The organism is Blautia sp. St.27G3 (genome assembly GCF_059728505.1).
Window position 1 is genome coordinate 243,115 of sequence record NZ_BAAGFO010000003.1, and the last position, 21,896, is coordinate 265,010.

The 21,896-nt window shown below is 42.4% G+C and carries 15 protein-coding genes; all 15 read right to left on the reverse strand.

The genetic code is table 11. From position 1 onward, the window contains the following. Window positions 1-53: 53 nt before the first annotated feature. The 15 genes from AC6I2O_RS15120 to AC6I2O_RS15190 all read right to left on the reverse strand — a co-directional run bounded on the left by AC6I2O_RS15120 (window position 54) and on the right by AC6I2O_RS15190 (window position 21,628). Complete coding sequence (locus tag AC6I2O_RS15120; protein ID WP_497743113.1) at window positions 54-1,241, reverse strand: sensor histidine kinase; 1,188 nt, start codon at window positions 1,239-1,241, stop codon at window positions 54-56. Further along, window positions 1,238-1,912, reverse strand: a complete 675-nt coding sequence (locus AC6I2O_RS15125; protein ID WP_120390831.1) for a response regulator transcription factor — start codon at window positions 1,910-1,912, stop codon at window positions 1,238-1,240. The genes AC6I2O_RS15120 and AC6I2O_RS15125 overlap by 4 nt, the downstream gene beginning before the upstream one ends. Further along, entirely contained in the window at window positions 1,905-2,282 is a 378-nt protein-coding gene (locus tag AC6I2O_RS15130; RefSeq protein ID WP_120390832.1) for a VOC family protein, read from the reverse strand. Before AC6I2O_RS15130 ends, AC6I2O_RS15125 begins: the two co-directional genes overlap by 8 nt. A gap of 289 nt (window positions 2,283-2,571) precedes the next feature. Further along, window positions 2,572-4,719, reverse strand: a complete 2,148-nt coding sequence (locus tag AC6I2O_RS15135; RefSeq protein ID WP_120390833.1) for a discoidin domain-containing protein — start codon at window positions 4,717-4,719, stop codon at window positions 2,572-2,574. A gap of 746 nt (window positions 4,720-5,465) precedes the next feature. Next, window positions 5,466-6,641, reverse strand: coding sequence for a multiple monosaccharide ABC transporter permease (gene mmsB / locus AC6I2O_RS15140; protein ID WP_497743114.1), 1,176 nt, complete (start codon window positions 6,639-6,641; stop codon window positions 5,466-5,468). Between the two features lie 3 nt (window positions 6,642-6,644). Next, entirely contained in the window at window positions 6,645-8,186 is a 1,542-nt protein-coding gene (gene mmsA, locus AC6I2O_RS15145) for a multiple monosaccharide ABC transporter ATP-binding protein (protein WP_120391320.1), read from the reverse strand. A 103-nt stretch (window positions 8,187-8,289) separates the two neighbouring features. Then, window positions 8,290-9,330 (reverse strand): multiple monosaccharide ABC transporter substrate-binding protein, encoded by a 1,041-nt coding sequence (chvE, locus tag AC6I2O_RS15150; RefSeq protein WP_497743345.1) that lies wholly within the window; start codon window positions 9,328-9,330, stop codon window positions 8,290-8,292. 188 nt (window positions 9,331-9,518) lie between these two features. Beyond that, a complete protein-coding gene (locus AC6I2O_RS15155; RefSeq protein WP_497743115.1) occupies window positions 9,519-10,739 on the reverse strand; it encodes a substrate-binding domain-containing protein in 1,221 nt (406 codons plus the stop codon). After that, window positions 10,739-12,334: a response regulator transcription factor gene (locus tag AC6I2O_RS15160; protein ID WP_120391321.1), complete on the reverse strand. Its 1,596-nt coding sequence runs from the start codon at window positions 12,332-12,334 to the stop codon at window positions 10,739-10,741. The genes AC6I2O_RS15155 and AC6I2O_RS15160 overlap by 1 nt, the downstream gene beginning before the upstream one ends. A 17-nt stretch (window positions 12,335-12,351) precedes the next feature. Continuing rightward, complete coding sequence (locus AC6I2O_RS15165; protein WP_497743116.1) at window positions 12,352-13,914, reverse strand: histidine kinase; 1,563 nt, start codon at window positions 13,912-13,914, stop codon at window positions 12,352-12,354. A 6-nt stretch (window positions 13,915-13,920) separates the two neighbouring features. After that, on the reverse strand, window positions 13,921-14,952 hold the full coding sequence (locus AC6I2O_RS15170) for a substrate-binding domain-containing protein (RefSeq protein WP_147412224.1): 1,032 nt from the start codon (window positions 14,950-14,952) through the stop codon (window positions 13,921-13,923). Between the two features lie 650 nt (window positions 14,953-15,602). Further along, window positions 15,603-16,217, reverse strand: coding sequence for a recombinase family protein (locus AC6I2O_RS15175; RefSeq protein ID WP_120390837.1), 615 nt, complete (start codon window positions 16,215-16,217; stop codon window positions 15,603-15,605). A 582-nt stretch (window positions 16,218-16,799) separates the two neighbouring features. Then, window positions 16,800-18,083 (reverse strand): L-cysteine desulfidase family protein, encoded by a 1,284-nt coding sequence (locus AC6I2O_RS15180; RefSeq protein WP_497743118.1) that lies wholly within the window; start codon window positions 18,081-18,083, stop codon window positions 16,800-16,802. A 271-nt stretch (window positions 18,084-18,354) separates the two neighbouring features. Then, window positions 18,355-20,391, reverse strand: coding sequence for a DUF262 domain-containing protein (locus AC6I2O_RS15185; protein ID WP_497743119.1), 2,037 nt, complete (start codon window positions 20,389-20,391; stop codon window positions 18,355-18,357). 112 nt (window positions 20,392-20,503) lie between these two features. Further along, complete coding sequence (locus tag AC6I2O_RS15190) at window positions 20,504-21,628, reverse strand: PDDEXK nuclease domain-containing protein (RefSeq protein ID WP_497743120.1); 1,125 nt, start codon at window positions 21,626-21,628, stop codon at window positions 20,504-20,506. Window positions 21,629-21,896 lie beyond the last annotated feature (268 nt).

Here is a 21,896-nt window from a genome sequence, read left to right on the forward strand (position 1 = left end):
TTCTGTTATAAACGGTCATCTACTGCCCCAGTATAACAAAAGAAAGTGACATCTCAGTGACTGTAAATCCTTATTTCAAAACAGGCCCCGCCCTCTGGAAGATTCCGCACAGCAATACTGCCATTTTCCAGCTCCAATATAGAACGTGCAAGCGCCAGACCAATCCCAACCCCGCCATCGGCAGCCCCTTTCCCCCGGTAAAACCGTTCAAAAAGATGCGGAAGGTCCTCTTTTGCAATCCCCGTACCTTCATCCCAGATCAAAACCTCAGCATACAACGGATTTTGGGAATAATCACAATGTACGCTTTGCCCTGGTTTCGAATGCTCCATGCAGTTTTTTATCAGATTCAAAAAGGCCTCCATGGTCCATTCCAAATCTCCGTTTATCTCAACACACCCCCGCTCCGGGATCTCCACAGAAATTTTCTTTTTTGCCAACAGCTCTTCCAGATTCTCAGCTGCAAGATTCAGCGCTGTATAAAGATCTACCTTCTCACGCTCCAGCCGCAAAATTCCCGCATCAATCTTGGCGAGCATCAGCAACGATTCTTCCAGCCGGTACAGCCGTTCCAGCTGACGTTTCATCTGTTCTGTACCGGCATGTGGCGTTTCTTTTTCCATAAGCTGCATCGACAAAAATAATGCGCTAATCGGTGTTTTTAGCTGATGTGCGATATTCGCCAGATTCTCCGCAAAATTCTTCTTTGCCTCCACGGCATGTTCCCGCGTCTGATACAGTGCAGTGACTGTCTTATACATTTCATCCTGCAAATGCGAAAATACATCCTCCCGTACCTGCAAAATTGTCCCGCTATCACCCGTATTCACCTGCTCCAGATATTCTGTGAGTTCTACAATCCGTTTCCTGTAATTCTTTTCCTGGCAATATAAAAAAAGAAGGAATCCTCCGGCCAACAGCCCGGCCCATACTGCAAAAAAAGCCAAAGCCTCCCATGCAATCCCTTCCAAAAACTCACTGCCTTTATATCCATACTGCTCCAGAAACTGACTTCCACACTTCGGCAAAACATCATACGCTTTCACACATGAAATCACTTCTGCCTCTGCTTCCGGATGCTCCTCTACAAATAGCGCACAAAACCCGGAAAAGTATTCATAAACCGCCCATCTGTATCTGTTCACACCCCAAAACGCTATGCCAAGCACACAGACCAGATATACAAGCACTGCCGGCCATTTCCCAAACCGGTATTTTTTCTGTATTCCCTGCTTTATCATACGCTGTCCTCCATCCGATAACCAAAACTGCGGATCGTCCTCAGACAGGAAGGATGATGTAGTTTCTCACGGAGCCGTTTCATAGCAACCGTCAGTGTATTATCGTTCACATAATTTCCCTCGCTGTCCCAGACCTGTTCCAGCAACTGTTTTCTGGTCACGGTTCTTCCTTTATTCTCCAGCAGCAATACCAGCAGCCGGTATTCTGGCTGACTCAGCAAAATCTCCTCGGTTCCACAGTAAACGGATAGTTTTTCCGTATCCACAACAATATCATTGCAAAAAAGCCGCGTCTCTTTCCTCAGGCCTGTCCTTCGAAGCAGCGCCATGATCCGTGAATACAGCACTTCCAGTTCAAAAGGTTTTACCACATAATCGTCAGCTCCATCCTGAAATCCCTGGACAATGTCGGCAGTCTCACCCCTGACGGTCAGAAAAAGGATCGGGATCTTGCCTCCAAACCGGCGCCGGACCCACCTGCACAGTTCATCGCCATTCCCATCCGGCATGTTCCGGTCAACGATCAAAAGCGCCGGGATTTTCCGCTGTAATACCTGCTTCGCATCTGCAATGCTGCATAGCAGCTCTGTCTTCATCTCATGACGTTCCAGATATTCTTTTACAATCTGTGCAATATCCGGATCATCTTCAACATAATATAAATCAATCATCTGTTGTCCTCATAGGTGTTCCAACTTCTATCAGATTTCCATCCGGGTCGTAAAAACGAATCACTTTCTGCCCCCATGCATGCTCCATAAGCCGATTCACATATACAATCGGCTCGTGGTAATTTTCCAGCTTCTTCGCAAACGCTTCCAGATCAGCTTCCTCAAAATACAGTTCCGATGCATGATTTCGGAAAATAACCTCTTTTTCAAGAAAACGCTCCCAGATCGCTTTATCCTGAAGGACAAGCCCTTCACTCATAATCACGTTGCCATCCTGATCCAAAATAACATTTAGACCAAGCAAGTCTTTATAAAAAGCAATTGATTTTTCTATATCACTGACTACAATTAATACATTTTTCAGACGCATTTTAGATTCCTTTCATTTTTGTGTGTCATTGCAAAGTTTCCTTCCTACCGTTTATTTTTTTCCTGCGGTTGGAATATTCGATATCGCTGAAAGTCTGTTGTTTCATATGACTGTTCCCCTTTCGCGATATCATTATTATAACAGATGTAGCGAGTTCAGTCAGTCGAAATGTTCAATTAAATCAGCGTTTCCTCCTATCTCACGATTCTTATTATACCATGTTATCGTGGGAAACGCGGTCTTTTGTAGACAAACCGAGGCCACCGGCTATGCCGGTGGCCTCTGAATATTACTTGTCGTATTTGAATGTTACTTCTATTCTTCCGCTCTCCTCACCAGGATATACTCTTACTTCAACGGTACCCCACTGAGTTGAACCATTACCAAACTGTGTCAGGTTGAGTGCAGTGATCGTAGGCTCGGTGCCTGTTCCGATCAGCTCTTCTTCTGTCAGTTCTACCGGGCCCCAGATGCCAACGCCGAAAGTATGTCTTACAGAGTAAGTACCAGGTGTGATGTCGTCAAATACATATACCTCGTCTCTTCCGTAAGTTTCATACGTCATAATTCTTTCCGTACTACTCTCTGTCCCTGCTTCTTCGTCGGCCTCTTTTATCAGATCGAGTTCAGCGCCTCTACCCTGCGTTTCAAATGTGTTTTCCACGTAACGCGGTGTGTTGCTGGAGAAAGCCTCAACCTCAAAATAATATTCCGGATCAACGTTCAGGCTCGGAATGTCTAAGTAGCTGTCCCAGTAAACCATATAGCTGTTATACAGTTTGTCCGGTGCGATGCCGTAGCGCACAATATATCCCTCGGCGCCATCCACCTGCTCCCATACCAGATGAGCGTAGCGGCGGTCTAATTTGTCACGAACAACCGTTACATTCTCTACCTTTGTCCAAGTTGCCTCTTCCGGATTACCGAAAACACGAAGCGCTTTTACAGCAAACTTTCCATCGTCTGGCGTAAATACATTTGTCAGCTTCACATAGCGTGCGTATACAGGAGCCGGAAGTTCTGTGTAATCGCTTCGCAGATCCTGAACGTTATTGCTCTTGTCAATAACCATGGTCCAGTTCTCGTTGTCGTCAGATACTTCAACCGTATAGGACTGATAACGGTCAAGCGGATCACGACTCCGTGTAGTGTCAGGATCTTTGTCCCACAGAATCTGGATACCGCGGATATCACATTCTGCGCCAAGGTCTACGGTGATATATTCGCCCGGATCGCCTGTTTCAGCAGACCAGAATGACTTCGTATTCTCATCTACTGCATGTGCCGTCCAGCAGTTCTCAAGCGTGGAAGATGCTTCGATCTTTTTGTCCAGAGACAAAAGTACCCATCCCGTAAAGCCGTCTTCAATCGGATTCTCTACGACGCCCGGAAGATACTGCGGATAATCACCAAATTCCGTTTTTCCGTGCATTACGCCGTCTTCATCGACGCCTGCCGGGTAGAGAGAGATAAGCGTGTCACCACGTCCACCGGACTGTGCGAACGGCATCATAGCAGCGCCCCAAACATTATTGTTCTTGTCTACGAAGATACTGCCGTGGCCGCCGCCCGGAGCTACGCCTGTGGTCTTCAGAGTAAACGGATTTTCTTCCTCATATACATAAGGCCCCATCGGATCATCTGCTACGTATACGCCCTGACCATAGGAGTAGAACTCAAGACCGATAGATGAATACAGCAGATAGTATCTGCCATTGTACTTGAGCGGGTGGCCGCCTTCCGTCCAGCCATACTCCTCTTCACGGTAGTCTCTGTAATCGAAGTACGGGAAGATATTGTCCTTTTTATATCTGGTTTCCCAGCCATGGTTATGCGGGTCGCCCCAGATGCAGACAACCGGTTCGCTGATTTCCTTGAAGGTTGTCTTATCCAGTTCAACGACGCGGATACCAAGAAGCTGAGACCATCCATAGTACATAAACAGACGGCCGGTTTCTTCATCGTAAAGCATGCTGGCGTCGCCGTAGTTGTTGCTGGAGAATGTACCTGCATCATACCAGACACCTGATTTCGGGTCGTCAGTCGTCATTACCTTGTCATTGGTATTTCCTGCGTAGTTATACAATTTGCCGTCGATCTCCACAACGCCAACTATTCCGGCCTGTAATTCCGGTGCATCGACATACGTCCAGTTTACGAAGTCCGGTGACCACCAATAACCTTTTTTATGACTTACAAACAGATAGTAGTCATCTTCAAATATTGTGATAACCGGCTCGCCGCCTCTGAGCAGTCTTCCTGATCCCTGAGTAAGAGAAATGGGATTACAGTACGTGGTCGGGTTCTGCATGAACTCCTTTTCCGATGCCACTACCGGCAGAGCGTCCGTTGAATCAGCGGTTTCAGCGCTCGCGCCCGTAAAACAAAGGCCTGCGAAGAGGAACGATAAACAAATAGATACTAACTTCTTCTTCATAAGATTCTCCTTCCTTGTTGTTATACTACTACGTTGAAAAATAAATAATTGCCATATTAAACTGATGCCGCTTTATCCTCACTACTTTCATCCATTTTATATTTCCAGCGATTTAAAACGTCTCTTTGGCATGCTGTCCAGAAAGTGGCGTGTTTCTTTGGAAGTATGTGTGGATTGATGATCCGGGATAATTCTGATCAAATCCTGTGGTGGATATCAATCTTTGTTTCGCTTGTTTGCTATAAGTAAATATTTTACTCATCACTTCCTTCCCAGTTGTCAGATGTTGCGGCAGCTGCCTACATGGGCCCATTATTGTAGCGCAGCAACCGAGCAACTGATAATAAAGTTACTCGTACCTGTGCGTCTTCTTTCTCTTTTATAAAAGAAATTAAGATTTAGGATAGTAGTCATTATAACACCTAAATATCTAGACAAATTTATTATTAACTGTAAAATTTTGTTAACTAGATGGTCATAGGAAAAATGACAGAAAATTTTTACAGTAAAAATATACTATCTTACAAAAATTTCCATATTCATCTGATCTTCACGCTTCTTCTATCCTCGATCATGCTGTAAGCTATTTTGATATTATTAAAACAGGGCAGGGGCGTGATCTTACTCACTGCCCCTGCCCTGTTTTTCAGTTTCCATGCTCTTCAATTATTCAGATATTTCCCAATTTTTGAGTTTTTGTTTGGAACCACTTTTGTAAGCCCATCCTCAAAATTATTTCTTGAGGACTATGAATTTTTCTTCTTTGATACTACGTCAAAAATAACCGCAGCCAGAAGAACCAGTCCCTTTACAACCTTCTGCATATTCTGGTCGGTACCCATAATCGACATACCCTGGTTGATAATGCCCATTAGCACGGCACCCACAATAACTCCAGGGACAGTACCGATACCACCATATGCGGAAGCTCCGCCGATGAAACAGGAGCCGATTGCATCCATTTCATAGTTCTGTCCGTAAGTCGGCTGGGCAGACGTCATACGTGCGATTGTCAGCATACCGGCAAGCGCAGCCAGAAGCCCCATGTTCGTATACGCAATGAAGTATACTTTGTCCGTATTGATACCGGAAAGTTTTGTCGCCTTCTCATTGCCACCCACGGCATAGAAATATCTTCCGATTGTGGTTTTGCTTGTGATATAACCGTAAATCAGAACAACAATCAATACCCATACCAGAGAGGTCGGGATTCCCTTATGCTGTGCCAACTTGTAAGATACAGCAAGAATCACGGCGCAGATCACAACCATTTTTCCGTACATTGCGCCTACGTTTCCTGTATCGTAACCTCTTTTCACGCGGTTCACATGGCCGCGCACGGTAACAAATATGTAAATTATACATGCAAGAATACCCGATACAAGCGCTACACGGTTCAGCCCTTCTCCGTTGCCAAGGAAATCCGGTACATAACAGTTTGCGCCTCCGCCAAACAGCCGGACAAACATCTCTGACTTAATCGGAAGCGTCTTTCCTCCGAGCACCACATTCGAAAGTCCGCGGAATACAAGCATGCCGGACAGTGTTGTGATGAAAGGAGGAATACGCAGAAATGCAATCCAGAATGCCTGCCATGCACCGATAACAGCGCCCAGCAGCAGCATTAAAATGACTGCGATGCCCACCGGCAATTTCATGTTTTCCATCATAACGCCGCCTACTGCTCCTACGAAACACACAACAGAACCAACAGAAAGGTCAATATTACCTCCCGTCAGAATACATAACAGCATTCCGGTTGCAAGCACAAACACATATGCATTCTGTGAGATCAGATTGGTGATATTTTGTGCCAGTAAAATTTTTCCTTGAGTACCCCAGGTAAAAAACAGCATCACAAGCACCAGTACGATAATCATTGTATACTTTTGAATCCCTACTTTTAATTTCGCCTTATCCATCGCTTACTCTCCTTTACTACTTGACTTCAGAATACAGGACATAATCTTTTCCTGGGTAGCCTCTTCCCGTTTCAGCTCGCCGGCAATCCTTCCTTCATTCATAACATAAATCCGGTCAGACATACCGAGAATCTCCGGAAGTTCCGAAGAAATCATAATTACAGATTTTCCTGCTGCTACCAGATCATTGATAATACAGTAGATTTCATACTTTGCCCCTACATCAATACCGCGGGTCGGTTCATCCAGAATCAGGACATCCGGATCGGCAAACATCCATTTTGCCAACAGCACCTTCTGCTGGTTGCCACCGCTTAAATTACCAACGTTCTGTTCTACCGTCGGACACTTTGTTTTTAACTTTTCTTTGTATTCCACTGCCACAGCATATTCTTTATCCTTATCGATTACAGAATGGCTGCTGATTGCCTCCAGATTCGCAAGTGTCGTATTCACCTTGATCGGATTACCCAAAATCAATCCGTCGCCTTTCCGGTCCTCTGTCACATATGCAAGCTTATGTCTGATTGCATCTTTCGCATTTTTCAGATGCACCTCTTTGCCATTTAAAAGAAGCGTTCCGCTGATATTCGTTCCGTAGCTCCTTCCGAATACGCTCTTTGCAAGCTCAGTGCGCCCCGCGCCCATCAGACCGGATATGCCGACCACTTCACCTTTATGTACCTTGATTGATACATGATCCACAACCTTACGTTCCGTATAAAGCGGATGGTACACAGTCCAGTTCTTCACTTCCATGTTGACATCACCAATTTTGCTGTCTTTGCGTTTCGGAAAACGGTCGGCGATCTCACGACCAACCATTCCCTTGATGATGCGGTCTTCAGACAAATCATCCACTCCCTTAACCAGCGTCTCAATGGTGGAACCGTCACGGATTACCGTGATCTTGTCCGCTACATAGGAGACTTCGTTCAGCTTATGTGTGATGATAATACAGGTCATTCCTTCTTTTTTGAAACTCAGCAGCAGGTCAAGCAGCGCTCTGGAATCCGACTCATTCAAAGATGAGGTCGGCTCATCCAGAATCAGCAGCTTTGCATTTTTGGCCAGTGCTTTCGCAATCTCTACCAGCTGCTGCTTTCCGACGCCAATATCCTTGACCAGCGTCCTTGCAGATTCTGACAGGCCAACCTGCTTCATATATTTTTCTGCCATACCATAAGTCTCATCCCAATTGATGGCAGCCTTTTTTCCACGTTCGTTACCCAAAAACATATTTTCACCGATCGACATATACGGAATCAGTGCCAGCTCCTGGTGAATAATAACAATTCCCTTTTCCTCACTGTTTTTGATGTCATGAAATTTACATACTTCCCCATCGTACACGATATCACCTTCGTACGTACCATATCCGTACACGCCGGAAAGTACATTCATCAGAGTGGACTTTCCTGCACCGTTCTCGCCGACCAGTGCATGAATTTCTCCCTCTTCCACCTTCAGATTTACATTGTCAAGCGCTTTCACACCAGGGAATGTTTTGGTAATATTTTTCATTTCCAACAGTATCTTTGCCAAAATTGCTCCCTCCAGACCTAGATAAAATAAACATGTGGCACCCCACATGTACAACAGGCGGGCGACATGCCCGCCTGTATCATTTTGTTTTACAGTATCCGTCTTACTGAATCTGATCCTCTGTGTAATATCCGGAATCAATCAGCATCTCTTTGTAATTTTCAGCGGTAACCGGTGTCGGATCGCAATTGTATGACGGAATAACGCCTGTTCCGTTGTCATAGGATTCTGTATCGTTAACAGGAACCTCGTTGCCCTGCATAACAGCGTCAACCATCTCAACAACCTTAGCTGCCAGAGCACGTGTATCCTTGAATACAGACATTGCCTGTGTTCCGTCTACGATGTGCGGAACGTTTGCAATATCACAGTCCTGACCGGTAATGATCGGATATTCGCCTGTGTAGTTTGCTGCCAGAGCATTGATAACACCAAGAGCCGTAGAGTCGTTGGATGCAAGAACTGCATCAAGGTTTGTGCCATCTGCATAGTTAGAAGAAAGGATATTCTCAAATCTTGCCTGTGCTGCATCCGTTGCCCAGTTTACTGTAGCTACTTCGTCTTTTGTCATCTGGCCTGACGGAACAACAAGCTTGCCCGCATCGATGTACGGCTGAAGAACATCCATAGCACCACCAAAGAAGAAGTTCACGTTATTGTCACCCGGGTCACCTGTAATCAGCTCAAGGTTGAACGGTCCGTCCTGATTCTCAAGATCAAGTGTATCTACGATGAACTGGCCCTGTGTTTTACCAATCATATAGTTGTCGAATGTTGCATAGTAGGAAACAGCGTCTGTGTTCATGATCAGACGGTCATAAGCGATAACCGGAATGCCCGCTTCTTTTGCCTGAGCAAGAACAGTTCCAAGAGAGTCGCCTTCGATCGAAGCGATTACCAGAAGCTGATCGCCGTTTGCAATCATGTTCTCAACCTGAGAAACCTGCGTCTGTACATCATTTCCGGCATACTGAAGATCTACGGTATATCCCTTTTCCTCCAGCTGAGCTTTCATGTTCTCGCCGTCCTGGTTCCATCTCTGAAGGTCCTGCGTCGGCATTGCTACACCGATTACACTTTTTTCCTCAGCGCTTGCAACTGTTCCGAATGCTGCTACGGAAAGTGCCGCTACAGCTGTCATCATAACAATTTTCTTGTTCATAATTGAATTCCTCCTTTTTTGTTTTCACTTTTTAAGTTATTTTTAGTTTACTACAAACAAATCTGGACATGTTTGCAATCAGCTTCATATTTTTAGCGCATAAAAAAAATTCCTGTAAAATACAGGAAATTTTTGCGACAAGATTGTCCAGCTGTATTCCAAAACAGACTCTATTTCTTTTCTGATTCCCGTTCTACATTCAGATAAACATCTTCCTGCGTATGGAAATCACTTTTAATAATCATCTCGTCTATATTTTCTTTTGTCACGGCAATCGGTTCCAGACTATAGTACGGCACATTGCCCTCCTTCTGTAAGCCGTCGTCCCTGTCCTGTCCATACGGACTGCTTTCCTCTGCGTTCGCCTGTCTTTTCATGATTTCCAGAGCGCTTCCCCGGTCGCTGATCTTGTTGAGTGTCCTCAATTCTTTTTCCCGCTCCAGCGCGATCTCCGGAACCTCTGACCGGTCGATGCGGCCTTCCTCCATCATTTTTTCATACCCGAGCGCACAGGCAAATTCCGCTGCTTTCTGAGCAAGCTTCTCCATCGGCTTGTAGACTGTCATTGTCTGTGTGCCTTCCACAATACGCTGACAGGCCGCCAGGTCTGCATCCTGCCCCACCAGCACGACTTTTCCGGCCAGGCGATTCTCCGCCAGCGCCCGGAAAGCTTGGCCGGCCAGATCATCATTGCCGCACATCACGCCGACCAGATTGCGCGGACTCTTGCCAAGGCCTTTCTCGACTGCGTCAAAAGCCAGCTCTGCCAGCCAGTTCTCACAGTAAGCCGAATAAATAATGTTCAGACCGCTGTCATTAATCACATCGCAAAAGCCCTTCTGTAACATCCATACATTATAATCAGCCGGCGAGCCATAGATTGCAAAGATGTTGCCGCCCTCCGGAAGCGCCTCAACCATGGCCTCTCCCATCAGTGTGCCCACCTTCTCGTTATCAAAAGAAATATACAGATCCGTATTGGCATTCATCACCAGCCGGTCATAAGAAACCACTCGAATGCCCTGCGCTTTTGCCTCTGAAATCACACTGCTGAGTCCTCCACCATCTGCTGCAATCACAACAATCACATCAACCTTTTTCTTAATAAAATAACGAATCTGTGAAATCTGTTCCTGCAGATCGCCATTGGCCACCTGCACATTCACCGCAGCCCCGAGATTTTTGGCTGTCAGTTCGAACAGATCCCGGTCCCGAAGCCAGCGCTCAATCACAAAGGAGTCAAAGCTCATCCCCACCTGAAGCCCTTCCTCCTGATACTGTTTTGTTTCCTCTTCATGCTCTCCCGACAGTGCGCAGCCTCCCAGCATACTGCTGGCAAGCAAAACACAGGCAAAGAAAGCGGCCCTTTTTCCTTTTTTTCTTTCAGCCATTACAAACTCTCCCGGTATTCACTCGGTGTCACCCTCTCCTGTTTCTTAAAAATACGGCTAAAGTAATTGGGATCACTGTAGCCGGACATCACACAGATTTCCTTAATACTGAGCAGTGGGTTTTTCAACAGCTCCTTTGCATGCCGTATTCTGATTTTCGTCAGATATTCGATAAAATTTTCTCCGGTCTCTTCTTTAAACAATTTACTGAAATAATACGGGCTGATATTCACATTTCTCGATACTTCATCCAGTGTCAGCTCTTTTGAAAAATTCTGGTTGATATACAGCTTTGCCTTTGAGACGATACTTTCCGACTGCTTTTCCTGCTTCGTTGCAACCTTTTTGCATACATCTTCCAGTTTTTGCAAAAACCAGGCGCGAAGCGCCGTATAACCAGCGCATTCCAGCACCATCTTCATGTAATCTTTTCGGGAGTGAAATCCATACGGTTCAATTCCGCCATTCAAAGATGCTTCCCGCTCCGCGCAAATAACAAATTCCAGCACTTTCAGCTGAATACCTTCTCTGTAATCATAATAGTTACGAATCATCCAGTCGAAAAGTTCATTGGCTGTCTGCCGCATGCCATTCCGGTCGCCTCTTGTAACCTGCTGAAAAAGTCTTCGTTCCATGTCTTTCGGATAATCATCCGTATATTCTCCTTGCAGAGTCAGGTCATCTACATGCGCCACACTGCTGTTGCTCTGGCTCAGCGCCCGATACGCTTCTAAATAGGAAAGTTTCAACTCTTCCATTCGGTAGGTTTTCCCGATTCCTGCACGGAATTTTGCTTCAAAACGGCGGCTCAGTTTCCTGGTCAGATGTCTCGCCTGCTCAATCATCTCAATTCGTTTCCGATACTCCTGTGTGCTCTCATCACACGGAACAACAAGAACGATCCGGTTGGTCATGATCGGTCCGGCGATACATGGAAAAAATTCCTTGCAGATCGAACGGCATTCCGCATAATGGGACTGCATGTGTGCGCTCATTCCGACCGGAGTTGTCAGAACATCGTTTTCTCCAGAAATGCCAAACTGAATCAGAACAACATACGCATACTCCTGACGAATATCGAGGAGTATTTTATAGTAACTGATATCACTGGCACCCTGTTCCTGCAAAATCATATTATTAACCAGACCATTTTCAACAATCGGTATGACGGTTTCGAGCTGTTCCTGTATTCTGAGGTTATCACTGCGCTTCTGGCGCTCCTCTGAAATCTGTTTCATCACATGTTCCAGAGCTTCCACCACAACACTCTTTTTCACCGGCTTGGTCAGATATTCGATTACCCCAAGATTAATGGCTTCTTTCGCATAGTCGAATTTGTCATATGCCGTGATAATAATGAACTTTGTCGAAATATGAAACTTTCTTATTTCTTTAATAGCCTGTATCCCATTGATTCCAGGCATCTGAATATCCATGAACGCAATATCCGGGCGAAAGCTCTCTGCCAGCTCCACCACCGCGCGCCCTGTTTTTGCAAATGCCAGTTCACACTGATTTCCAAAATTGCTTATAATAATACTCTTCAGGGCTTCCAGCATAATTCCTTCATCATCTGCAATCAAAATTCTGTACATCTCACACCTCATACCTGTCACGGTAAAACTCCGTCCTGCCCCTGCATCTTTTCCCACTCCTGCGCTTCCTTTGCCTGCTGCTGCATGACCAGAGCCTTCTCCGGAATCATGATCCGTATCTCGGTTCCTTTTCCGATTCCCTCGCTGTAAATCTGCAGCAGGCCTTTTATGCCAAAAAACAGTTCCAGACGGTTTATTACATTATCCATTCCGATTCCGGTAGAATCCTTCTGTTCCTCATTTTCATGCACTCTTCCCTCCAGAACCTCCCGGATTCGTTCCTGCGTCATTCCCTGCCCGTTGTCCTTCACACTGATTACCAGTCCTTCCGATATATGCCGGACAATAAGCTGGATATGCCCGGCCCATTCCACATCGCGGATTCCATGATTCACCGCATTTTCCACAATCGGCTGCAGGATCATACTCGGAAGCTGTACTTCGTCCACACCCGGGGCAATTTCCTTTTCGTACCCGATCTCGCCTGCAAACCGGACATTCAATATATAGACATAATTGTCTACTGACTTAAGCTCATCCAGCAGGGTTGCCGTCTTTTCCGCTTTGCGTACATTACAACGAAAGAAATCAGCCATTTTTACAAGAAAAATACTTGTTTTTTCCGCATCCTCCAGCATTGCAAGCTGAGCACCCGCGTTCAGCGAATTAAACAGAAAATGAGGGTTAATCTGAGCCTGTAGGTATTTCAGCTGCGCATCCTTCAGATAGGTTTCCATACGGAACTCCCGTTTTTTCAGTTCTTGCTCTTTTTCCATGCTGTCCCGCAGTTTTGCAAGATATTCCCGAAGACTGTCAATCATCTTGGAAAACGCCCGCGTTACGACCCCCAGTTCATCGCCGCTGTCATAATCCGGCAGAGTAATATCGAAGTTTCCACGTGCAACCTCGTTTGCCGATACAGCCAGCATGCGAAGCGGTTCCGTGATGGTACGCAGTAACAAAATCAGAATCAAAATGTTGATAACAGCCACTATAACCACGATCCCTGAGCTTAAAACTTCCGTATAGCCAAGCGATTCCAGCAACATCTGGTAATTCGTCGAATTTCTCTGGAACTGCATACTGTTCAAATTATAAACTGCATCCTGGATATACTGATATTTTCTGGAGCCCTCGGCAAAAGCTGCTTTATAACGTTCTACATTCCGGCCGCGCTTTGCCTGAATGGTCTCCTCTGCCAGCACTAGATAGTTTTCTGACATCTTGCAGATATTCCTCTCCAGAATTTTCATTTCATTATCCACGGTTTTGTCATTAAAGTTTGTCAGCATCTCCTGGTATGACTGCACCTTCCGATAGTAATCCTCCAGTGAATCGCTGCTCTTTGTATTCAGATATTCCAGAATATTTCCGTGAATTTCTTCCAGACATTCAGCCAGGGCATTCAGGCTTACGTTGGTGGCATACACTTCATCCAGCGACCGCATGGAATGGTTGACCTCGCCATAAAGGATAATATTGATAACAAACATCAGTACCGCTGTGAGCGCAAATGTCATAATCAGCTTTGTCTGGATTGAAAGCCGCCAAAACAGCCCTTGTTTTTTTCTTTTTCCCACCTGCGCTCACTCCTGGTCGCTCTTCTTTTTGTACTGGTCCACATTTTCACTGGTAATAATGTCCAGGCCAACACTAAAATAATTGTTCGTGTGTCCCATACTGTAGTATTCTTCCAACGCTTCAATACTGCACTGCCCCATCTGCTCCGTATCCAGCGCAACAGCAGTCATCACCGTCCCCTTTCTCAGGGCATTCAACATCACCTCTGAACGATAGGAGCCGATTATTGCAATATCACCCACTCGATTGTAATCTACAATCGCATGGCAGGCGCATTCACTGTACACCTCGTTCATACAAATAAAAATATCCGGACGCTCCTCGGGACGCACAAAGAGATCCCTGATCACTTCCTCCGCCTCGAACGTACTGGTTGCCTTAATTGTCTTTAACTGGATCTGTACCTGCTCCTTCAGCGCTGCCGGCAATCCTGCCTGTATTGTAGCCTTTATTTCTTTGAAAATCAGCTCTTTTCCGCTTTCTCGGCTGTCCATAAGAATGGTTATGATTTTGGTGGAGGCATCAATATATTCCAGCGCCTGGCGGCCATACGTGGTTCCCATCTGATAGCTGTTTACGCCCACAAAACTTTTCCGGCTGCTTGCCGTATCATCATTCAAAATCGTAACAACCGGGATGCCTGCCTCATTCGCCTTATCAATGGCCTCTGTCATTTTGAAAGTGCCATCCGGCTTTACAATAATCCCGTCCACTTTTGATGTTTTTGCAATATCCATGTAAGAAAGCGTGCTATAATCCTCAGCGCGCCAGTCACACAAGAGTTCGACATAGACATCGTGCTTTTCCGCCTCTTCTTTGGCACTTTTATAAATGTCCTGCCATAAAACGGATTCTGAATCGTCCGGAATCATCACATAATATCGCTTGCATTCTCTGGTACTGTGCAGCTTCCTCCACTCCTTGTTTCCGACAAACCGAATATAATAACTTCCCCCTACTATTGTCAGAATAATAGCGGCGGCTAATCCGGCCAGTGCAAGGTACACTGCATATTTCTTCCGTCTACGTCTTTTCATACTCACTCACAGATTCTTTTTATTTTTTACTGAAAACCGATAGGATGTTACCGTCATAGTCATGTTATTTTTGTAAGAAAAGAGCAGGTATACAGCTCTGTGCATAACAGCCCCATTTCCTGATTTTTATGCAAATGGATTCTCCGTACGATACGGTACATGCTTCGGGGATGATTGTAACCGATCTCATCTGGGCAGACACCGATGTATTTGAATACTTCATACAGCGCCTTACCATGATGTCCGTATGCTACCGCTCCGATCGCTTAAGGCAAAGAAGCGATTGCCGCTGAGCATACAATCAAAAATCTTGCGCTTATACGCGCATTAGCATTAAATATTTTTATGCAGAAGTTTTGCTATCTTGTGCCAAAAATCATTTATAAGTGGCATAGTATCTTTTTTCATTTCTGTCTCTATATAATATTATAACTTAGAAACTTTCTCAGCTTTTCTACCCGTTTCGTAATTGGTCTATACTATATCTTTTTCAAAAAGTGTACTTTTTGAAAGTTACTTTTCCAAACATTATCTTAGCATACAGATATATAAAAATCAATGAATTTCACAATACAATTATTTTAAAATTATATATTTTTACCTAATTTTTGAAATATTAAGAATTAATCAAAAGGTACACCTTTTGAGAGTTACTTTCTTTTGTCTGATACAATTCTATGTTCTCTGATTCTTCGATAGAAAGTTGATTCTGACATATCACACTGTACAAGAACATCTTTAAGAGATATTTTCTTTTTTTCCCATAACTTTATAAGTTCTGTGAAACCATCCGGAGCTTTTTTCACCGGCCTGCCTAAATGAACCCCCTTTGCTTTTGCAGCAGCTATGCCCTGAGCCTGCCGTTTTCGGATCGTTTCCCGCTCATTTTGAGCCACAAAGGAAAGAATCTGAAGTACCAGATCCGCAATAAATGTTCCCATCAGATCTTTTCCATTCCGCGTATTCAACAATGGCATATCAATCACACAAATATCAATCCCTATTTCTTTTGTAAGAAGCCTCCACTGTGTTTGAATCTCTTCATAATTTCTCCCCAAACGATCAATACTTAGAATATACAATATATCTCCTGCTTGTAACTTTTTAACTAATTTTTTATACTCTGGCCTGTTAAAATCTTTTCCGGATACCTTGTCCATATAAATATTCTTATTTAAAATCCCCTTCTCCTGTAACGCATTCATCTGCCTATCCTCATTCTGGTCGGTGCTTGATACCCGGACATATCCATACTCCTTAGCCATCTAAATTCCTCCTATTTTCGCATAATAAAAACAGCCTGCTCTATAACAGACTGTTTTATAATAAACGTTAAATAGCGGAAGGAAACCTTGCAACTTCGCCTTATTTTTACCTTGAGCTTTTCCAATATACTGTAAGTTACGTTTTCTTTTGTATCAACACAATAGTTTCAACGGTATTACTTCTTTCCCACAAACGCCACCAATATATCACAAAATCTTAATATTACGTCTCTGATTATATGTTAGTCATTATCAATATTCATCTCCAATATTACCATCACTTCTATTTCATTTTTTCCATGTAGTTACCAACTATTTTTACAATGCCAAGCCCTTTCTTATTAATAGAATTCTTATTCATTGCATTTATCATACCTGCAGATGTTTTATTTGTAAAATAATCTCCAATCAATCCTTCTTTCTGAAACTGTTGTTATGATTTACCACGGTTTTCTGAAACAGAACAGCGATACTACCCCGATCAGCAAAAGAATTGGAAATGCCAGGACAAGCAGCCCACCGATTTTTGTATACTGGTTTTATTTTCGCAGTTTACCCTTATTCTGCTGGATTTTCAAGTGCCTATTTCTTAAGTTTTTCTGTCATTATAGACAATATCGTTTTATCAGTCTGACGCATACCTTCCTGAGCTAATGCACCGATATTGGCAATAGTATTTTCAACGCCTTTGGTAACAATTCCATCGCCGCCTTTAAATTCCTGCTGGTTCCGGTACATATCATATCCAAGAATTCCAGCATCCACACTTGCCGCAATTTTAGCTGCACAGGAAGGTTTTGCACCATCACAGATTGTTCCGCTAATGATTGCTACTGCGTTTACAATTGTGTGTGCAATTGCCTCATAACTTCCGTCCAAAAGATATGCGATTCCTGCCCCAGCTCCACTGCCTGCACTAACGGCTCCGCAGTATGCTGATAAACGTCCAATACCGCTCTTTTGATGTATGGTAACAAGATCGCTCACCAGTAACGCCCGATACAGTTTCTCACGTGAAACGCCAAGCTTCATCGCATACCTGATCACAGGCACAGAAGCTGTAATTCCCTGATTTCCAGAACCCGATACTATTACAACTGGCAACTCACAACCACTCATTCTGGCATCGCTTGCGGCCGCTGCCCATGCTTTTGCTTCTGTTTTTATTTCCTGCGGATATTCCTTTAATAATACAGAACCAATATTAGCTCCCCAATTGTTTTTCAGTCCTTCTTCAGCTATCGCGAGATTGCAGGATATCTGTTGTTCCAATAATGGTATTACTTCACTAAGATCTGCTTTATTTGCAAATTCCAGGATATCTTTCACATTCAATACACTTTTATCTGTAAGGCTGTCTTCTGCGGAATTACTGATTTCCTTTTCTAACAGTACTGTTCCGTCTTTTTCTTCTAGTACAATATTACTGTGATTATTCACAATATTCACTTTCGCATAATGCCCGTCCCTCCACCCAATAAGACAGATATCTAATAAATAGGGAGTATCTGCACACACAATTTCTATTGGGGTATTTTCAGCATATGAAGCTATCTGGGTATGTAATTTTTCCGGAACATAAGATATTACCTGTAACATTTTGGATGCGTCACCAGCTATTATTCCAGCCGCAATAGCTGCTGATATCCCTTTCAGTCCACCTGTATTTGGTACAATAACACTTTTAACATTTTTTATAATGTTTCCAGACACTTCCACACGAATTCTTTCAGGCTCTTTTCCTAAAATGCTTCTTAATCGTGCAGCTGCATAGGCAATCGCTATTGGCTCAGTACAACCCGTTGCCTGTATCAGCTCTTCTTTTAAAATAGATACATACATCTTTTGTGTTTCAGCAGAAAGCATATGATCGCTCCATTTCTTCTATCAGAATTTATAATTACAATGGCATAAGTTTTGCACAAACTTTGGGACGCTCCCATATAAAACAGAACGAGACAGTTCTGTAGAAAGGCTGAGGTTATTGGGGGATGGTAGGCAAAACAATGTTTTTCATCTTTCAAAACCGCTTAAACATGCTTATTTTCGCACTAATTTACAGATTGTTTCAACGTGTGTTGGAGCTACTATGTAAACACAATTTTTCAGCCTCGTTGCTCCTATAGGAACACAATTTTCAAGCTATTGGCTTCAATTTATAGGAACATTCATTTTCCATTCCTTCATATTTATCAATAACCAGCTTGGCGTAGTTCAACGCTTCATTAGCACTTAAATTCATTTCTAAATAAATACCCTCCGCTATCTTTTTCGGCACTCTCATATTATCATTCGTATCATTTATAATTCGTTTGCTCCTGCCTTTAAAATCTTTATGACGAATCAAGCTTCGGAATATCTGAGCATCGTATTCATACATCTGCATACAAATACTCTTTAAAAAACTTCTCCATGAATCCACGGGAATCGTCCCACCGCATATTTCAATTTGACAGGGTGTCCGACCAGTTACATCAACTTCATCCATTATATCAAACTCAGTTCTTGTATCAACATCATTTTCACTCAAACTAATTGCATCAGGACATTGCCATATAGAACATATTTCATCGATAAGCCATCCACTTCTTTTGACAATTTCTACCTCATTCCATGCGTCTATTTTAGAAAGCTCTTTATTGATATAGATATTGGATTCCTGATACAATCTCTTTTTTTCTTCAAAACTGTCATTGGACATTTCTGAATTATATCCAGTAACCGTTAGATTACCTATGCAATGAACATATTTTTCATGTATCTCCACTGCTTTCTTACCTAAATCTATTTTCCATTTTGCATTAAGCGTCTGCGGCATAATATGCTCTATCGTCAATTCATCAAAAGAAACAACTTCTTTTCCCTGTTTACGCTCAACCTGTTCTAAAACATACTTTATATGTGGGAATTTATAGCTGTCACGCAACGACAATTTATCTCTTACCAAATTGTCATTTGGAAAAACCACCTTGCCCTTCTTCCCTGCTAATACTGCAGCAACCCTGTCGCATAACTCTTTGTCTTTATATTGTTCTATATCTTTTACCATTGAAGCAAATACTTTGTTTAGTGCATTTGTAGGCATTTCGCACAATAACCGCCGCATCACATATGATAGAATAACATCCAGCGTTTTACACACCATTTGCATATCAATATTATGATACATATAGCAATCTTCAAATATATTTAGCAAAAAAGGATAAACCGTCGTTGACTTTAACCTCTGTAACTGCGACAACCTCCCATTCACTTCCTCGTCAGGACTATTACAATATTTAAACCAACTGTAATATTCTCCATAGGTCGTCAATTCATCAAGAAACCCCTCTGCATCATAATTGTCTAGTCTTAAATAATATTCCTTAAAATTGTTATACACACTATCTTTATTAGGAATCATACCTGTTTTTAACGTCAAATAATCTCGAATATAATCTGATATCATTGCATCTGGTAGCAGATTCTCCAGCTTTATCCAATAACTATTATATAATCTTTCCTGACAGTCATAAGCTTGTCCCATTAATAAATAGTTCCTGATAAGGTCAGCCTGTGTCAAATCTAATCCAGTAGAATTTAATGATTCAAAAATCAACTGTGGATTTTCTTTTTCCTTTGTTAACTGGATATATACTATTTCTAACTTCTGTATCCCCTGATATATTTGCTCTGGAGATAAAAACGACTCTCTAATCAAATCCATAAATAAATTATAATTCATTAATATTTGTGATTCTTCCATATCATCAATTTGATCATTAATTAGTTTCTGAAAATTGCATGAATCTGATTTCATCGGCTTTAATTTTATTCTTAATGCTTCTGGGCTGAATCTATTTGTCAAATAGCTTTCTTTTATCTCAATTTTCAATTCCTCTATTAAAGTGGAATCTAAAATTGCTTTTAAAAGCAACATAATAGAAGTCAAACGTTGTTGTCCGTCAATCACGATAAATTGCCTGAAGTTTGCTGTGGACTCTCCTTCTACATATACTAATGTTCCTAAAAAATGGCTATTTCTATTTTCATCTACTGCAATTGATTCTATATCTCTGAACAGTGTAATACACTGCATCCTTTTCCAATCATAATTTCTCTGGTATACAGGTATATAAAAAGTTCTTTTACCTGCCCCAATAAACTCTAAAAAACTCAAATTATCTGCTTTCATATGTATCTCTCCTCTTTTTCTAATATCACACAATTTTTATTATCAAATCATATCTTTTTCTTGAACCTGTCGGAATTTCCGACAAGTTGATATTTCATCTCATTCTCACACATTATAAATCATTTTTCTGTTCCTCATCTAACCATTCCTTCAATTTTTTCTGTAACAACTTTTTATCTGGCAGATACAATTTATATTCTTTTGCATAAATGTTAGCATTCTCTGGAAGTGTCAAATTCACAAGAGCCTCATCACTCTGTTTGCAAAGTAGAATACCTATTGTCGGATTTTCACTCTCAACCCTTTCATAACGGTCAAAATAATTCACATACATCTGCATCTGTCCTAAATCCTGATGCGTAAGTTCATCAATTTTAAAATCTATAAGGACATAGCATCTTAACAGTCGGTTATATAGAACCAAATCCACATAAAAATTTTTATCATGAAATGTAAATCTCTTTTGGCGCTGTTCAAACAGAAAACCCTTACCTAATTCTAAAAGAAACTTTTGCATCTTTTCTATTACTGCTGATTCCAAATCACTTTCATGATAAGAAGCCCTGTCTTCTAATCCCGCAAACTCCAATACATATGGCGTATGTAAAATATCTTGCGGTTTTTGCGGAACAGCTCCTTCATTTGCCAGCCTCATCACATCATTTTTATCTCTGCTTAATGCAAGCCTTTCATACAAGCTAGAATGAAATTGTCTTTTTAAAGTATTTACATTCCAATTCGAGCGAATCGCCTCGTTCTCATAAAAATCTCTTTCATCCCTGTTTTCTATACGCATAAGCACCTGATAATGCGTCCAACTAAGTTTAAAAGGTAGATTGTTATATGCCATTTCCAATTGTCCAATTCCCGATTGGATAATTTCAAAAGTCTGCTCGAATCGTCCAATTCCCGACTGGATAATTTCATCTTCCCTGTCTTTATATGCCACATAAAACTGCCGCATCCCTGCCACATTGCTTCTTGAAAAACCTCTACCATATTCTTCTGTCAGATATGTCGACAAAGAATCTACTATTTTAGCTCCATATTTTGCCCTTTCAGAGCCTTGTTGTTCCTGCTCAACAATATATCTTCCTAACAAAAAACTGGTGAGTACCGTGATTGCATTTGCCATTTGACCCATATTGTTTCTGGCACTATCAATTAACTTCTTTGATTTATCATATAAAGTCTGAAATTCTTTATTATCTATCATTTCCTTTTTTTCATTCTTCACTCTTGCACCTCCAAATAGTATCTTAACTATACATAGTTAGTATTATATGATAGCTTTAGATAAGCAACACAAGCATTGAAATTATATATCTCTTTTTCGGCTAAGCATTCCAAATATCTTTCAGTTGTTCGGAAATTCCGAACAACTGATTTGTCCTCTAATGTTTTCTTATTAAACAAATTCCTTTGTACCCCCACACCCCACATCAACCACCGCCGAAACCTCAAAATACTTCTCAATCCTCTTATCCCGATTCCCTCTCTCATCT